Source organism: Nocardioides caeni (assembly GCF_004912195.1).
Classification (GTDB): Bacteria; Actinomycetota; Actinomycetes; order Propionibacteriales; family Nocardioidaceae; genus Nocardioides; species Nocardioides caeni.
Map to the genome: position 1 here is coordinate 175,404 of NZ_STGW01000005.1, position 14,650 is coordinate 190,053.

The 14,650-nt window shown below is 69.2% G+C and carries 12 protein-coding genes; all 12 read right to left on the reverse strand.

Annotated elements, in window-relative coordinates:
* Positions 1-2,685 carry an alanine--tRNA ligase gene (gene alaS, locus E9934_RS10240; protein ID WP_136562797.1) on the reverse strand — a complete coding sequence of 895 codons (2,685 nt, stop codon included), beginning with the start codon at positions 2,683-2,685 and terminating at the stop codon, positions 1-3.
* Complete coding sequence (locus E9934_RS10245; RefSeq protein ID WP_136562798.1) at positions 2,685-2,993, reverse strand: DUF6167 family protein; 309 nt, start codon at positions 2,991-2,993, stop codon at positions 2,685-2,687. Before E9934_RS10245 ends, alaS begins: the two co-directional genes overlap by 1 nt.
* Positions 2,990-3,535, reverse strand: a complete 546-nt coding sequence (locus tag E9934_RS10250) for a hypothetical protein (protein WP_136562799.1) — start codon at positions 3,533-3,535, stop codon at positions 2,990-2,992. Before E9934_RS10250 ends, E9934_RS10245 begins: the two co-directional genes overlap by 4 nt.
* A gap of 11 nt (positions 3,536-3,546) precedes the next feature.
* Complete coding sequence (locus tag E9934_RS10255) at positions 3,547-4,899, reverse strand: replication-associated recombination protein A (protein WP_202977262.1); 1,353 nt, start codon at positions 4,897-4,899, stop codon at positions 3,547-3,549.
* Positions 4,900-4,945: 46 nt separating this feature from the next.
* The gene (locus tag E9934_RS10260) at positions 4,946-5,959 is read right to left on the reverse strand and encodes an ABC transporter ATP-binding protein (protein WP_136562800.1); all 1,014 of its coding nucleotides are present in this window, start codon (positions 5,957-5,959) and stop codon (positions 4,946-4,948) included.
* Positions 5,952-6,980, reverse strand: a complete 1,029-nt coding sequence (locus E9934_RS20045) for an ABC transporter ATP-binding protein (RefSeq protein ID WP_136562801.1) — start codon at positions 6,978-6,980, stop codon at positions 5,952-5,954. Before E9934_RS20045 ends, E9934_RS10260 begins: the two co-directional genes overlap by 8 nt.
* Positions 6,981-6,996: 16 nt before the next feature.
* Positions 6,997-7,974 carry an ABC transporter permease gene (locus tag E9934_RS10270; RefSeq protein ID WP_136562802.1) on the reverse strand — a complete coding sequence of 326 codons (978 nt, stop codon included), beginning with the start codon at positions 7,972-7,974 and terminating at the stop codon, positions 6,997-6,999.
* Positions 7,967-8,893 carry an ABC transporter permease gene (locus E9934_RS10275; protein WP_136562803.1) on the reverse strand — a complete coding sequence of 309 codons (927 nt, stop codon included), beginning with the start codon at positions 8,891-8,893 and terminating at the stop codon, positions 7,967-7,969. The genes E9934_RS10270 and E9934_RS10275 overlap by 8 nt, the downstream gene beginning before the upstream one ends.
* A gap of 116 nt (positions 8,894-9,009) precedes the next feature.
* On the reverse strand, positions 9,010-10,641 hold the full coding sequence (locus E9934_RS10280) for a peptide ABC transporter substrate-binding protein (RefSeq protein WP_136562804.1): 1,632 nt from the start codon (positions 10,639-10,641) through the stop codon (positions 9,010-9,012).
* A 138-nt stretch (positions 10,642-10,779) separates the two neighbouring features.
* Positions 10,780-12,546, reverse strand: a complete 1,767-nt coding sequence (gene aspS / locus E9934_RS10285; RefSeq protein WP_136562805.1) for an aspartate--tRNA ligase — start codon at positions 12,544-12,546, stop codon at positions 10,780-10,782.
* Positions 12,543-13,904, reverse strand: coding sequence for a histidine--tRNA ligase (hisS, locus tag E9934_RS10290; protein WP_136562806.1), 1,362 nt, complete (start codon positions 13,902-13,904; stop codon positions 12,543-12,545). The genes aspS and hisS overlap by 4 nt, the downstream gene beginning before the upstream one ends.
* Positions 13,904-14,626, reverse strand: coding sequence for an MBL fold metallo-hydrolase (locus E9934_RS10295; protein WP_136562807.1), 723 nt, complete (start codon positions 14,624-14,626; stop codon positions 13,904-13,906). Before E9934_RS10295 ends, hisS begins: the two co-directional genes overlap by 1 nt.
* Positions 14,627-14,650 lie beyond the last annotated feature (24 nt).

The window sequence follows — 14,650 nt, forward strand, 5'->3', positions numbered from 1 at the left end:
TCAGACCGACGCGACCGCCGCGGTGATGGCCGCCAGCGCCTCGTCGATGCGGGAGACGTCGGTGCCGCCGCCCTGCGCCAGGTCGGCCTTGCCGCCGCCCTTGCCGTCGAGGAAGGGAGCCGCTGCTCGCACCAGGTCGCCCGCGGCCAGGCCACGGGCCTGCGCTGCGTCGTTGAGCGCGGCGACGATGGCGGCCTTGCCGTCAGCTGCACCGATCAGCACCACCGCGGCCGGCGCGTCGCCGCTCAGACGTCCGCGCACGTCCGTCGCGAGCGTGCGGACGTCGCCGCCACCCGCGCCGTCGAGCCGCTGCGCGACGAGCCGGACGCCGTTGACCTCGGTGGCGCCGGCGGCCAGCGCGGCGCCTCCGGCGAGGAGCTGGGCGAGACGGACCTTCTCCATCTCCTTCTCGGTCTGCTTGAGCCGGTCGACCAGGTCGGTGACCCGGCCGAGCAGGTCGTCGGGCTGCACCTTCAGCAGGGTCGTCAGCTGTCCGACCACGTCACGCTCGCGGGCGAGGTAGGAGAAGCCCTCCACGCCGGTGAGCGCCTCGATGCGACGGTTGCCGGAGCCGACACTGGACTCGCCGGTGACGACGATGGTGCCGACCTGGCTCGAGTGGTCGACGTGGGTGCCACCGCACAGCTCACGCGACCAGGGGCCGCCGATCTCCACGACCCGGACCTTCGAGTCGTCGTAGGTCTCGCCGAAGAGGGCGAGGGCGCCCCACTCCTTGGCCTGCGGGAGCGTCATGTAGTCCCAGCCGACGGGCAGGTCGGCCCGCAGCGCGTTGTTGGCGACCTGCTCGATCTCATGGACCTGCTGGGCGCTGAGCGCACTGAGCCAACCGAAGTCCAGGCGCAGGTAGCCGGGGCGGTTGTAGGAGCCCGACTGCAGCGCGGTGGGCCCGAGCACGTCCCGCAGGGCGGCGTGCACGATGTGCGTCCCGGAGTGCGCCTGCCGCGCCCCCGTGCGCCAGTCAGGGTCGACCCGCGCGTGCAGGAGGGCCGTGTCGGCCGGCAGCGCGCCGTCGAGGACGCGAACCTGGTGCACGACGAGGCCCCGGACAGGGCGCTGGACATCGAGGACCTCGAGCGTCCCTCCCTCGAACTCGATGACACCGGCGTCGGCGACCTGTCCGCCGGACTCGGCATAGAAGGGCGTGCGGTCGAGGACCAGCTCGCCGATCTCGCCCGGTTCCAGGACGCCGACGGACGCGCCCTCCTTGAGCAGCGCGAGGGGCCGCGACTCCGTCTCGAGCGTCTCGTAGGCGAGCCACTCCGTGGGCCCGTTGGCGTCGAGGATGCCGCGATAGACGCCGGTGTCGGCGTGCTGCCCCTTCTTGGCGCGGGCGTCGGCCTTCGCCCGCTCGCGCTGCTCCGACATCAGCTGCCGGAACCCGGACTCGTCGACCTGAAGGCCCGCCTCGGCCGCCATCTCCAGCGTCAGGTCGATCGGGAAGCCATAGGTGTCGTGCAGCGCGAAGGCCTTGTCACCCGGGATGGTGGAGGATCCGGCCGTCCTCACCTCGCCGGCGGCGAGGTCGAAGATCTGGGTGCCGGCCTGCAGCGTCTTGCGGAAGGCCTCCTCCTCGGCGAACGCCACGCGGGCGATGCGGTCCCAGTCGGTGTGGAGGTCGGCGTAGGTCTCCCCCATCCGGTCGCGCGAGACCGGCATCAGCTCCGGCAGGGCCGGGTCCTGGTAGCCGAGCAGCCGCATGTTGCGCACGGCACGTCGCAGCAGGCGGCGCAGGACGTAGCCGCGGCCCTCGTTGCCCGGCGTCACGCCGTCGCTGATCAGCATCATCGAGGATCGGATGTGGTCGGCGACGACCCGGAAGCGGACGTCGTCGGGGTAGGCAGCGCCGTACTTCTTGCCGGAGAGCTCCTCGGCCCTCTCGATCACCGGGAAGACGGTGTCGATCTCGTACATGTTGTTCTTGCCCTGGAGCAGGTACGCGACGCGCTCGAGGCCCATGCCGGTGTCGATGTTCTTCTTCGGAAGCTGGCCGGCGATGTCGAAGTCCGACTTCGAGCGGACCGCCGAGAGCTCGTCCTGCATGAACACGAGGTTCCAGAACTCGAGGTAGCGGTCGCCCGCGTCCCAGTCCCGGTCGGCGCCGAACTCGGGGCCGCGATCGATGAGGATCTCCGAGCAGGGTCCTCCCGGCCCCGGGATGCCCATGGACCAGTAGTTCTCTTTGGGGGGCAGCCGCACGATCCGGTCGTCGGGCAGGCCGGTGACCTTCTTCCACACGGTCACGGCCTCGTCGTCCCCGTCGAGGACGCTGGGGTAGAGCACGGACTCGTCAAGCCCGAAGCCGCCGTCGGCCTGCGGCCGGGTGACCAGCTCCCAGGCGAGCTCGACGGCGCCCTCCTTGAAGTAGTCGCCGAAGGAGAAGTTGCCGCACATCTCGAAGAACGTGCCGTGGCGGGTGGTTTTTCCGACCTCTTCGATGTCGGGGGTGCGGATGCACTTCTGGACGCTGGTCGCGCAGTCGTACGGCGGCGTCTCCTGCCCCAGGAAGTAGGGCTTGAAGGGCACCATGCCGGCGTTGACGAACAACAGGTTGGGGTCGTCGAGGAGCAGCGACGCCGACGGCACCACCGTGTGACCCCGGCCCTCGAAGTGGGCGAGGAACCGGTGGCGGATCTCCGCGCTGGAGAGATGGCGATCGGTGCCCATCAGTTGCGACGACCTTCCTGGTACGTGAGTTCGGGTGGCTGGGTGGAGTCAGGTGGAGCGGTGAGCTGCTGGGGCCCGTCGTTGCGGCGTCCAGCCTCCAGATCGCGGTAGTGCTGGCGCAATCGGATTTCGGCGTCCGCCTGGCCCTGGGCGACCTCCTCGGCGAAGAGCCGGGCGCCGAGGACCGCGGCACCGATGCGGTCACGCATCCCGTCGGGGGTCAGGGCCTCCGCGAGCCGGCGAGCCTTGACCATGCCGTAGACGCCGGCCGCTGCTCCGGCGGTGAACCACACCGGGCCCCGGATCACGAGGACGCCTCGAGACCTGCGCGCTGCCGCGCCTCCCAGTCGCGGCGGGCCGCTCGCAGCATGAGCTTGCGCTCCCGGCGGGAGCGCTTGACCTCGCGCTTCATCTCGAACCGGATGCGGTTGCGGATCTCGGGTGCCAGCGCCCGGCGGAGACCGGCAGCCAGCGCTGCTGTCTTGATCACGCTCTCGCGCAGGAGGATGTCCGCGAACTGGGGCGCGGGCACGACGCGTGCCGGCACCTTCGGTCCGCGGTCGTTGGACAGGTCGGTGATGACGTACTCGCGGTCGTCGACCCTGGCCACCGGCACCCGGTCCTGCACCGCCTCCGCCGCCTCGGCGCGGACACGAAGCTGCTCCTCGAGGCCGGTGAGCGTCTCACGGAGCGCCTCGGCATCGCTCGAGGCCGCCGCGAGGAGCTCCTCCGTGTGTCGCCGGGACTCGCGCAGGGATCGGGCGAGCACGACGATGGCGACGCCGAGACCCAGCAGGGCGAGAACGGTCGCCACGGCCAGCCAGTCGGGGACGGCGAGCTGTGGGATCACGAGACGCAAGCCTACTTGCCCCGGATGATGCGGCGGACCCGCTCCCACCGTTGCTTCACAGCTGCCTCGGCACCGTGGTCGGTCGGCCGGTAGTAGGACGCTTCACTCACGACGTCCGGTGCGTACTGTTGCTCGGCCACGCCGAAGGGAGCGTCGTGGCTGTAGACGTAGCCCGCGCCGTGACCGAGCTTCTTGGCACCGGCGTAGTGCGCGTCACGGAGGTGTGGCGGCACGGCTCCGATCCTGCCGGCGCGGACGTCGGCGACCGCCTCGCCGATCGCCGTCGTCACGGCGTTCGACTTCGCCGCGACGGCGAGCGCAACGGTCGCGTGCGCGAGCGTCAGTTGTGCCTCGGGCATCCCGATCAGCTGCACGGTCTGGGCCGCGGCGACGGCCGTCGGCAGCGCCGCCGGGTCGGCGAGGCCGATGTCCTCGCTGGCGAGGATCATCAGCCGCCGGGCGATGAACCGGGGATCCTCCCCGGCCTCCAGCATCCGGGCCAGGTAGTGCAGCGCAGCGTCGGCGTCGGAGCCGCGCACCGACTTGATGAACGCGCTGACCACGTCGTAGTGCTGGTCGCCGTCGCGGTCGTAGCGCACGGCGGCCTGGTCGGCTGCCGTCTCAGCGGTGGCGACGTCGATGCGGTCGAGTCCCCGCGAGCGGGCCGCGCCAGCCGCAGCCTCCAGATAGGTCAGGGAGCGCCGGGCGTCGCCGCCGGCCAGCCGGACGAGGTGCTCGCGGGCCTCGTCGTCGAGCTCGAGCTCACCTGCCAGGCCCCGCTCGTCGGAGACGGCACGGTCGAGAACGCCGGCGATGTCGGCGTCGGTCAACGACTCGAGACGCAGCAGCAGGCTGCGGGAGAGCAAGGGCGAGATCACGCTGAAGGACGGGTTCTCGGTGGTCGCCGCGACCAGGGTCACCCACCGGTTCTCCACTCCGGGCAGCAGCGCGTCCTGCTGCGCCTTGCTGAACCGGTGGACCTCGTCGACGAACAGCACCGTCTCCCGGCCGGTGGCCACGAGCTCCCGCCGGGCACCGTCGATGGCGGCGCGGACCTCCTTGACCCCGGCGGACACCGCCGAGACCTCCACGAAGCGACGGCCGGTCTGCTGGCTGATGATGGAGGCGATGGTGGTCTTGCCCGTGCCGGGCGGACCCCACAGCAGCAGCGAGAGCGGCCGGTCGCCCTCGACCAGCTGACGCAGGGGCGAGCCCGGCTTGCGGAGGTGCTCCTGGCCGACCAGCTCGTCGAGGTCGCGGGGGCGCATCCGTACGGCGAGGGGCGCGGCCGCATGCACCGCGTCGCTCAGCGATCCACCGCTCGCCCGCGGCGCGTCGTCGCCGATCTCGAACAGGCCCTCCACGTCGCCGAGCCTATCCAGACCCGGCGACGACACCGAAGGGCACCGATCAGCTGCGGCTGTTGCTGATCATCACGTCCTCGACGAAGTGGCAGGCAGACTCGTGCATGCCGCCGATGTCGGCGCGACTGATCAGCTGCGGCTCCTCCGTCATGCACAGCTGCTCCGCGCGCCAGCAGCGCGTGTGGAAGCGGCAGCCGGTCGGCGGGTTGGCCGGCGACGGGACGTCCCCGGTCAACGTGATCTGGTTGCGCTCGCCCCGCAGCGTCGGGTCCGGCACCGGCACGGCGGAGAGCAGCGCCCGGGTGTAGGGGTGCGTCGAGCGCTCGTAGATCTCGGCGTCGGTGCCGATCTCCGCGATCTTGCCGAGGTACATCACCGCGACGCGGTCGGAGATGTGGCGGACGACCGCGAGGTCGTGGGCGATGAACACGTAGGCGAGTCCGAGCTCGTCCTGCAGCTTCTCGAGCACGTTGATGACCTGCGCCTGCACCGACACGTCCAGTGCGGACACGGGCTCGTCACACACGAGCACCTTCGGGTTGAGCGCGATGCCGCGGGCGATGCCGATGCGCTGACGCTGCCCACCGGAGAACTGGTGGGGGTAGCGGTTGATGTGCTCGGGGCTGAGCCCGACCATCTCCATCAGCTCCTGCACCCGTCGCTTGCGTCCGCCCTCGGGCTTGACGTCGCTGTGGATGTCGAACGGCTCACCGATGATGGCGCCGACGGTCTTGCGGGGGTTGAGCGAGGTGTAGGGGTCCTGGAAGACGATCTGGATCTCGCGCCGCAGCCGCCTCATCTCGCTGCGGCTGGTCTGGAACATGTCCTTGCCCTCGAAGAAGACGCTCCCCTCGGTCGGCTCCTCGAGGCGCATCAGCAGGCGACCGAGGGTGGACTTGCCACACCCGGACTCACCGACGATGCCGAGGGTCTCGCCCGCGTTCAGCTCGAAGGAGACCCCGTCGACCGCCTTGACGTGCCCGACCGTGCGACGGATCACGCCGTCCTTGATCGGGTAGTACTTCTTCAGTCCCTCGGCACGGAGGATGGCCTCAGTCACCGAGCACCTCCTCTGCGAAGTGGCAACGTGACCAACGCCCGGGAACGACCTCGCGCAGCTCCGGATCGTCGGTGCGACAGATGTCCTGGGCCCGCGAGCACCGAGGGTTGAACTTGCAGCCGTCCGGCATCCGCAACAGGCTCGGCGGCAGGCCCTTGATGGCGTAGAGCTCCTTGCCCTTCTGCTCCAGCTGCGGGATCGAGGCGAGCAGGCCCTCGGTGTAGGGATGGGCGGGATCGGCATAGAGCGGCAGTACGTCGGCGGACTCGACGATGCGGCCGGCGTACATGACCGCGATGCGGTCCGCGACGTCGGCGACCACGCCGAGGTCGTGCGTGATGAGGATCAACCCCATCCCGCTCTCCTCCTGGATCTCCTGCAGCAGGGCCATGATCTGCGCCTGCACGGTGACGTCGAGTGCCGTCGTGGGCTCGTCGGCGATCAGGATCCGTGGGTTCAGGGCGATCGCCATCGCGATCATGATGCGCTGGCGCATGCCCCCCGAGAACTGGTGCGGGTAGGAGCGAACGCGGTCCTTGGCGGCGGGGATCTGCACTCGCTCCATCAGCCGGATCGCCTCGGCCTGGGCGTCGCGCCGGTTCATGCCCTTGTGGACGCGGAACATCTCGGCGATCTGCCAGCCGACGGGGAAGACCGGGTTGAGGGCGGAGAGCGCGTCCTGGAAGATCATCGAGATCTCGGGGCCACGGATCTTGCGGCGTTCCTTCGGCGACATCGTGAGCAGGTCGCGGCCGGCGTAGCGGACCGCTCCCCGCGGGACGACAGCGGGCGGCATGTCGAGGATGCCCATGATGGCCTGCGCCGTCACGGACTTGCCCGAGCCGGACTCGCCGAGCACGGCCAGCGTCTCCCCGGCCTCGAGATGGAAGCTGACGCCGTTGATCGCCTTGGCGATCCCGTCGCGGGTGTGGAACTCGACATAGAGGTCGTCGACCTCCAGCAGGGGCGCATCGCCGTGACCCAACGTGGCCACGTCGGTGGACTTGTCGAGGCTCGTCATGTGGTCGTCCGCCCTCTCATCGGGACTTGGGGTCGAAGGCGTCACGGATCGTGTCGCCGAGCATGATGAAGCCGAGGACGGCTGCGCTCAGGAACCCTGCCGGGAACAGCAACGTGTGCGGTGCATTGCGGATCTGCTCGCTGCCCTCGTCGATCATCTGACCCCACGACACGGTCGGGTCCTGCAGGCCGATGCCGAGGAACGACAGCGCCGCCTCGGAGGCGATGTAGACGCCCAGGTTGATCGTGCTCACCACGATCACCGGTCCGATCGCGTTCGGCAGGATGTGACGGAAGGCGATCCGCAGCGGAGAGCCGCCGAGGGCCCGCGCCGCCTGCACGTAGTCGTTGGGCTTGACCTGGAGCACCGAGGACCGCATCAACCGGAACACGCTCGGCCAGCCGAGGATCACCAGGATCAGCACGATCGACATCACGGTCTTGAAGAATCCGTCATTGGGCTGGCTGAACGAGAACAGGAAGATGATCGCGCCGAGCAGCAGCGGGATCGCGAAGAAGACCTCGGCCAGCCGGCTCAACAAGGTGTCGGTGATGCCGCCCATGTAGCCGGCGATCAGTCCGAGGAAACCGCCGACCAGCGCGGTCAGCGTCGCCGTCAGGAGACCGACCAGGATCGACGCCCGCGCGCCGTAGATGCAGCGCGTGTAGAGGTCGTAGCCCTGCAGGTCGCGGCCGAACCAGTGCTCCGCCGAGGGCTTCGCCCATCGATCGGCGAGTACGGCGTCGCGCGGGCCGATGTCGGTGAACAGGCTCGGCCACACCGCCATCAGCAGGAACACGAAGATCACCGTCGCGGAGATCCAGAACATCGGCTTCCTGCGCAGCTCACGCCAGGCCTCGGCACCCGGGGAGCGTGCCGGCGCGGCCGCTCCACCGTCCGGCTCGACCGGTCCGGTCGACAGCGAGCCGAGTGGCACACCGGACTCGGCTGCGGCGCCGGAGGCGCCGGGCTCGTGGTGGGAGAAGTCAGTCATGGCTGATCCTCGGGTCCAGGACGCCGTAGAGCACGTCCGCGAGCAGGTTCATCAGCAGGTAGATCACGACGAGCACCGTCACCGAGCTGACGACGGCGATGCCGTCCTGGTCGGAGATGCCCTGGAAGATGTAGCCGCCGACGCCGTAGATGTTGAAGATGCCCTCGGTGATGATCGCGCCACCGAGCAGCGCGCCGAAGTCGTAGCCGAGAAACGTCACGACGGGGATCATCGAGTTGCGCAGCGTGTGCACCCCCACCACGCGGGAGGGCCCCAGGCCCTTGGCGTTGGCCGTGCGGACGTAGTCGGAGCGGAGGTTCTCCGCCATCGAGCTGCGCATCAGGCGTGCGAGGTAGGCGACGGATGCGGAGGCGAGCACCATCGCCGGCATGAACAGGTCGAACAGGGAGGGTTCGAAGGGCACCGTCACCGGGAACCAGCCCAGCTCGATGCCGAAGAACAGCTGGGAGACGTTGCCGATGACGAACACCGGTATCGAGATGACGAACAGCGTGCTCACCAGCACCAGCGCATCCAGGAAGCCTCCCTTGCGCAGTCCCGCCACGATGCCCGCCAGGATGCCGATCACCGCCTCGATCGCGAGCGCCATCCCACCGAGCTTGAAGGTGATGACGTAGCGCTCGGAGAGCTCCTCGCTGACGGGCAGGCCGCTCTGGGCCTCACCGAGGTCGCCCTGGAGGACGTTGCCCATGTACTTGCCGTACTGCACCAGCAGCGGGTCATCGAGGTTGTACTTCTCGTTGAACGCCGCGACGAACTCCGGCGGGCAGTTCCGCTCGCCGCACTTGCCTGTCGTCGGGTCGCCCGGCAGCGAGAACACCATGGCATAGATCAGGAACGTCGCCCCGAGAGCCACCGGGATCATCTGCAGCAGGCGCCGCACTATGTACTTCCCCACGAATCCTCCAAGTCCGGGGTCCGCCCCGCAGGGCAGGCGTCAGCGACGCCCGCCCCGCGCAGTCGCGTGCAGTGCTGCGTGCCGGCCGCTCGGAGCGGCCGGCACGCAGCCCGTGATCACTTCAGGGTGATGCCGGCGTAGTCCGGGACACCGAACGGGTCGATGTCGACGTTCTCGACACGGTCCGACCAGCCGATCTGGACCGACGGGTACCAGGTCGGGATGACCGGCATGTCGGCGGCCAGCATGAGCTCGGCCTCCTGGTAGAGGGCGTTGGCCTGCTCCGGGTCGGTCGCCGCAGCGGCCTCCGACAGCTTCGCGTCGAACTCCGGGTTGGAGTAGGAGTACTCGTTCGAGTCCGCACCCGTGCCATAGAGCGGGGCGAGGAAGTTCTCGATCGACGGGTAGTCCATCTGCCAGCCGGCGCGGAAGAACGAGACCTTGTTCTGCTCCTTGTAGAGGTTCAGCTGGTCGAAGTCCTTCGTCACCTCGGTGGTGCACTCGATCTCCAGGGTCTGGCGGATCGAGTTGCAGGTCGCGTCGGCCCACGGCTTGTGGTCGGCGTCGCCGTTGACGTAGAGGCCGAGCGCGCCGTCGAAGCCGCCGGCCTCCTCGAGGAGCGCCTTGGCACCCTCGGGGTCGTACTCACAGAACTCGCCGCAGGCGCCGGCCTTGTAGCCGTCGACGACCGGGGAGACCCAGCCGGTGGCCGGCTGGCGGGTGCCGAAGAAGATCGTGTCGACGATCGTCTGCCGGTCGATGGCCATGGAGATGGCCTGACGGACCTCCGGCTTGGCGAGCGCAGCCGCCGCGTCGGCGCCCTGCGGGTCGAAGGCGACCGTCTGGATGCCACCCATGTCACGCTCGTTGTTGCGGCCGTCGAGGTCGCTCTTGTAGTTCGGGAGCTCCGTCGTCGGGACCTGGTTGATCACGTCGAGCTTGCCGCTGACGACGTCCTTGTAGGCCGCGGTGTCGTCGTTGTAGATCTTGAAGGTGATCTGGTCGACGTTGCCGGGGAAGTCGCCGGAGTACTCCGGGTTCTTCTTGACCACGATCTGCTTGGTCTTGTCCCACGAGTCGACGTAGTAGGGACCGGCGCCGACCGGCTTGTCACCGAAGGCCTCCGGGTCCTCGAAGAAGACGTCCGGGAGCGGCGCGAAGGCGGTGTAGCCCAGGCGCACCAGCAGGTTGGAGACCTCCTGGCTGGTCTTGATCGTGAACGTGTAGTCGTCGACGACAGCCAGACCGCTCATGGTCTCGGCCGCGGGGTCCTTGGTGCACGCACCGGCGTCGTCGGTCTCGACGCACTGCACGTCGGCGTAGCCGTCGATGGCAGCAGCGCCGAAGAAGTAGGACGAGGCCTGCGCGTTCGGTTGGTAGGCGGCGTAGTTCCAGGCGTCGACGAAGTTCTTCGACTTGACCTCGGTGCCGTCCGAGAACATGTAGCCCTGCTTGATCTTGACCGTGAAGTTGATGTTGTCGGTCGTCTCGAAGCTCTCGAGGATGTCGTTGACCGGCTCACCCGTCTCGAGGTCGTAGTCGATGAGCTTGGCCGTCGTGACATCCAGGATGTCGCCGCCACAGGTCTCCGCGGTGTTGATGGTCACCAGCGGGTTCTCCGGGTTGCAGCCGCGGACCGTGAGCGCGTTCTCGCTGTCCCCCGACCCGTCGTCACTGCCACAGGCCGACAGACCGAGCGCCATGACTGATGCGCCCAGAAGGGCCACTGCACGAGTTGTCACTCGCATGAAACTCCTCCTCGAGAAAGGTTCAAGGCGCCACACGCGCCACCCGCAGCGAACCTAGGCCCTCGAGGTCACCGGAACGATCACCGACCGATAACGATCTGGTCTCGACCCTGCGCAAGACGTCCGGGGACGCGCCCCTCAGGAGTCGCTTTTCTCCGCCGGAGCGGCATCCACACCGGCTTCCTTCCGCTGCTCGGGCGTGATGGGCGCAGGAGCAGCGGTCAGCGGGTCGTAGCCGCCACCGGTCTTGGGGAAGGCGATGACGTCACGGATCGAGTCGGTGCCGGCGAGGAGGGCGGTGACCCGGTCCCACCCGAACGCGATGCCGCCGTGCGGCGGGGCGCCGTACTTGAACGCCTCGAGGAGGAATCCGAACTTCTCCTCGGCCTCGGCCTCGGCGATCCCCATCACCTCGAAGACGCGCTTCTGGATGTCCTCACGGTGGATACGGATCGAGCCGCCACCGATCTCGTTGCCGTTGCAGACCATGTCGTAGGCCCAGGCCAGAGCGTTGCCGGGGTCACTGTCGAAGGACTCGAGGTCCTGCGGGCTCGTGAACGCGTGGTGCACTGCCGTCCACGCGCCGGCGCCGACGGCGACGTCACCCGCGGCGGTCGCGTCGTCGGCCGGCTCGAAGAGCGGGGCGTCGACCACCCACAGGAAGCTCCAGGCCTCCTCGTCGAGCAGGCCGGTGCGGCGACCGATCTCGAGGCGCGCGGCACCGAGGAGCGCGCGACTGGACTTGACGGCGCCGGCGCCGAAGAAGACACAGTCGCCCGGCTGGGCGCCGACGTGGGCAGCCAGCCCGGCCTTCTCCTCGTCGGTGATGTTCTTGGCCACCGGGCCGGTGAGCTCGCCGTCCTCCTGGATCAGGACATAGGCGAGGCCACGGGCGCCGCGCTGCTTGGCCCACTCCTGCCACGCGTCGAGCTGCTTGCGCGGCTGACCCGCGCCGCCCGGCATCACGACGGCGCCCACGTAGGGCGCCTGGAACACGCGGAAGGGCGTGTCCTTGAAGTAGTCGGTGCAGTCGACGAGCTCCTGGCCCATCCGGAGGTCGGGCTTGTCCGAGCCGAACCGCGCCATGGCCTCGGCGTACGTCATCCGCGGGAAGGGCACCGGCAGCTCGACGCCGATCAGGCGCCACAGCGCCGCCGCGATCTCCTCACCCAGGGCGATGACGTCGTCCTGGGTCACGAAGCTCATCTCGATGTCGAGCTGGGTGAACTCGGGCTGGCGGTCGGCGCGGAAGTCCTCGTCGCGATAGCACCGAGCGATCTGGTAGTAGCGCTCCAGCCCGGCGACCATCAGCAGCTGCTTGAAGAGCTGCGGGCTCTGCGGCAGGGCGTACCAGCTTCCGGGCTGCAGCCGGGCCGGCACGAGGAAGTCGCGCGCGCCCTCCGGCGTGCTGCGGGTCAGGGTCGGCGTCTCGACCTCGATGAAGTCGTGCGCCGCGAGCACGTCGCGGGCCGCCTTGTTGACCTGGCTGCGCAGGCGCAGCGCGTTGCCGGGGGCGGTGCGGCGCAGGTCGAGGTAACGGTGCTTGAGCCGCACCTCCTCCCCCACGTCGACGTGGTCACTGATCGGGAACGGGAGCGGGGCCGCGGCGCTGAGCACCTCGACCTCGGACGCGACGACCTCGATCTCGCCCGTCGGGAGGTTGGGGTTGGCGTTGCCCTCGAGGCGTGCGATGACCTCGCCGACGACCTTGAGGCAGAACTCGGCACGCAACGAGTGGGCAACCGTCTCGTCGCGGATGACGACCTGGACGACGCCGCTGGCGTCACGCAGGTCGATGAACGCCACGCCACCGTGATCGCGCCGGTTGGCCACCCACCCGGTGAGGGTGACGGTCTGGCCGACGTGCTCGGCACGGAGGGTGCCGGAGCCATGGGTGCGGATCACGAGGATTTCCCTTCGGTGGTTTCGGTGTCGTTGCTGGTGATGACGACCTGCGGACGCAGGTCCTCAGTGGGAGGCTGCCATGTCGCCGGGTCAGCGGCGACCTGGTTTCCGGAGCGGATGTCCTTGACCTCGCTGCCGAACCAGACGTAGGGAATCCCACGGCGCTCGGCATGGCGGATCTGCTTGCCGAACTTCGCCGCGCTGGGAGCGACCTCGCACGGGATGCCGTTAGCACGCAGCGAGGTGGCGACGGCGTCCGCCTCAAAGCGGGTGTCCTCGTCGGCGACCGCTACGAGCACCACGCTCGGCACCGAGCGGTCGGCGCTGAGGACGCCGCGCTGTACGAGCGGGACCAGCACCCGGCTGACACCGAGTGAGATCCCCACCCCGGGGTATGTCGTGCGGCCGTCGGACGCGAGGGCGTCGTACCGGCCACCGGAGCAGATCGACCCCAGCGACTCGAAGCCGTCGAGCCGCGTCTCGAAGACCGTGCCCGTGTAGTAGTCGAGGCCGCGTGCGATCGACAGGTCCGCCTCGATCCGGACGGTGTCCGTCGCGAGCGGTCCGCAGGCGCGCACGAGGGTCGCGAGCTCATCCAGGCCCTCGTCGAGGAGCTCGTGCGTCACGTCGAGCGCGCGCACCTGCTCGACGAAGGTGTCGTCGGTTGTGCGGATGGTCGCGAGCGCGAGCGCCTTGTCGGCCTGCTCCTCGCTGACGCCGGCCTCGTCGAGCAGCAGCTGCCGCACCGTGGCCGGGTCGAGCTTGTCGAGCTTGTCGACCAGGCGCATGACCTCGTCGATGGCGTCGCCCGTGACGCCGAGCCCGGCATAGAAGCCCTGGATCAGCTTGCGGTTGTTGACCTGGAGGCGGAAGCCCGGCAGGAAGGTCAGCCGGGCGAGGGCCTCGAGCATGACGCGGGCGACCTCGACGTCGTGGTGGAACGGCAGGTCGTCGCGTCCGACGATGTCGATGTCGGCCTGGGTGAACTCGCGGAACCGACCCTCCTGCGGCCGCTCGCCGCGCCAGACCTTCTGGACCTGGTAGCGGCGGAACGGGAACTCGAGCTTGCCGGCGTTCTCCAGCACGTAGCGGGCGAAGGGCACCGTCAGGTCGAAGTGGAGGCCGATCCCGGCATCCTTGCCGCCGTCGATCTCCTGGAGCCTGCGCAGGACGTACACCTCCTTGGAGGTGTCCCCCTTGCGGAGCAGCTGGTCCATCGGCTCGACGGCGCGGGTCTCGATGTTGGCGAAGCCGTGCAGCTCGAAGGTGCGCGCGAGTGTCGCGATCACCTCCTGCTCGACGTACCGCTGGGCAGGGAGCAGCTCGGGGAAGCCGCTGAGCGGCGCGATGCGGGCCATCAGAGCCCTCGCGTGACGCGGCCGGCGTCACCGCCCTGGAGGAGATCGAGGAGGAAGGGGTTCGTCGCGCGCTCGCGCCCGATCGAGGTCTGCTCGCCATGGCCAGGCAACACCACGATGTCGTCCGCCAGCGGCAGGACCTTGGTCTCCAGTGAGCGGAGCATCGTCGGGTGGTCGCCCCCGGGGAGGTCGGTGCGTCCGATCGAGCCGGCGAAGAGCAGGTCACCCGAGAACATCACCTCGGAGATGTCGGGACCGCCGGCATCCCCCGTCCACGGCGCCCGGAACGCCACCGAACCCGCCGTGTGGCCGGGCGTGTGGTCGACGACGAGGCGCAGACCAGCCAGCTCGAGCTCCGCACCGTCGGACAGCTCCGCGACGTCGTCGGGCTCCGTGAACTCGTACTTCCCGCCGAGCAGCATCGAGGCCGTCTCGCGGGACATCCCCTGCATCGGGTCGGCGAGCAGGTGCCGGTCGCCCGGGTGGATCCACGCCGTGGCGTCGTAGGTGCCCGCGACCGGGGTCACGGACCACATGTGGTCGATGTGACCGTGCGTCAGGAGCACCGCGACCGGCTTCAGCCGGTGCTCCCGCACCACGTCCGCGACGCCCGGTGCAGCGTCCTTGCCCGGGTCGATGACCACGCACTCCGAGCCGGGGCCGGTCGCCGCGACATAGCAATTGGTGCCCCACGGTCCGGCGGGAAAGGCGGCGATCAGCACCACCACAGCCTATCGGGCGGGGCG

What these genes read in the sequence shown, in the direction of transcription:
- alaS (WP_136562797.1), bottom strand. Translation starts at nt 2,685, where the DNA reads ATGGGCACCGATCGCCATCTCTCCAGCGCGGAGATCCGCCACCGGTTC.
- E9934_RS20045 (WP_136562801.1), bottom strand. Translation starts at nt 6,980, where the DNA reads ATGACGAGCCTCGACAAGTCCACCGACGTGGCCACGTTGGGTCACGGC.
- E9934_RS10270 (WP_136562802.1), bottom strand. Translation starts at nt 7,974, where the DNA reads ATGACTGACTTCTCCCACCACGAGCCCGGCGCCTCCGGCGCCGCAGCC.
- E9934_RS10280 (WP_136562804.1), bottom strand. Translation starts at nt 10,641, where the DNA reads ATGCGAGTGACAACTCGTGCAGTGGCCCTTCTGGGCGCATCAGTCATG.
- hisS (WP_136562806.1), bottom strand. Translation starts at nt 13,904, where the DNA reads ATGGCCCGCATCGCGCCGCTCAGCGGCTTCCCCGAGCTGCTCCCTGCC.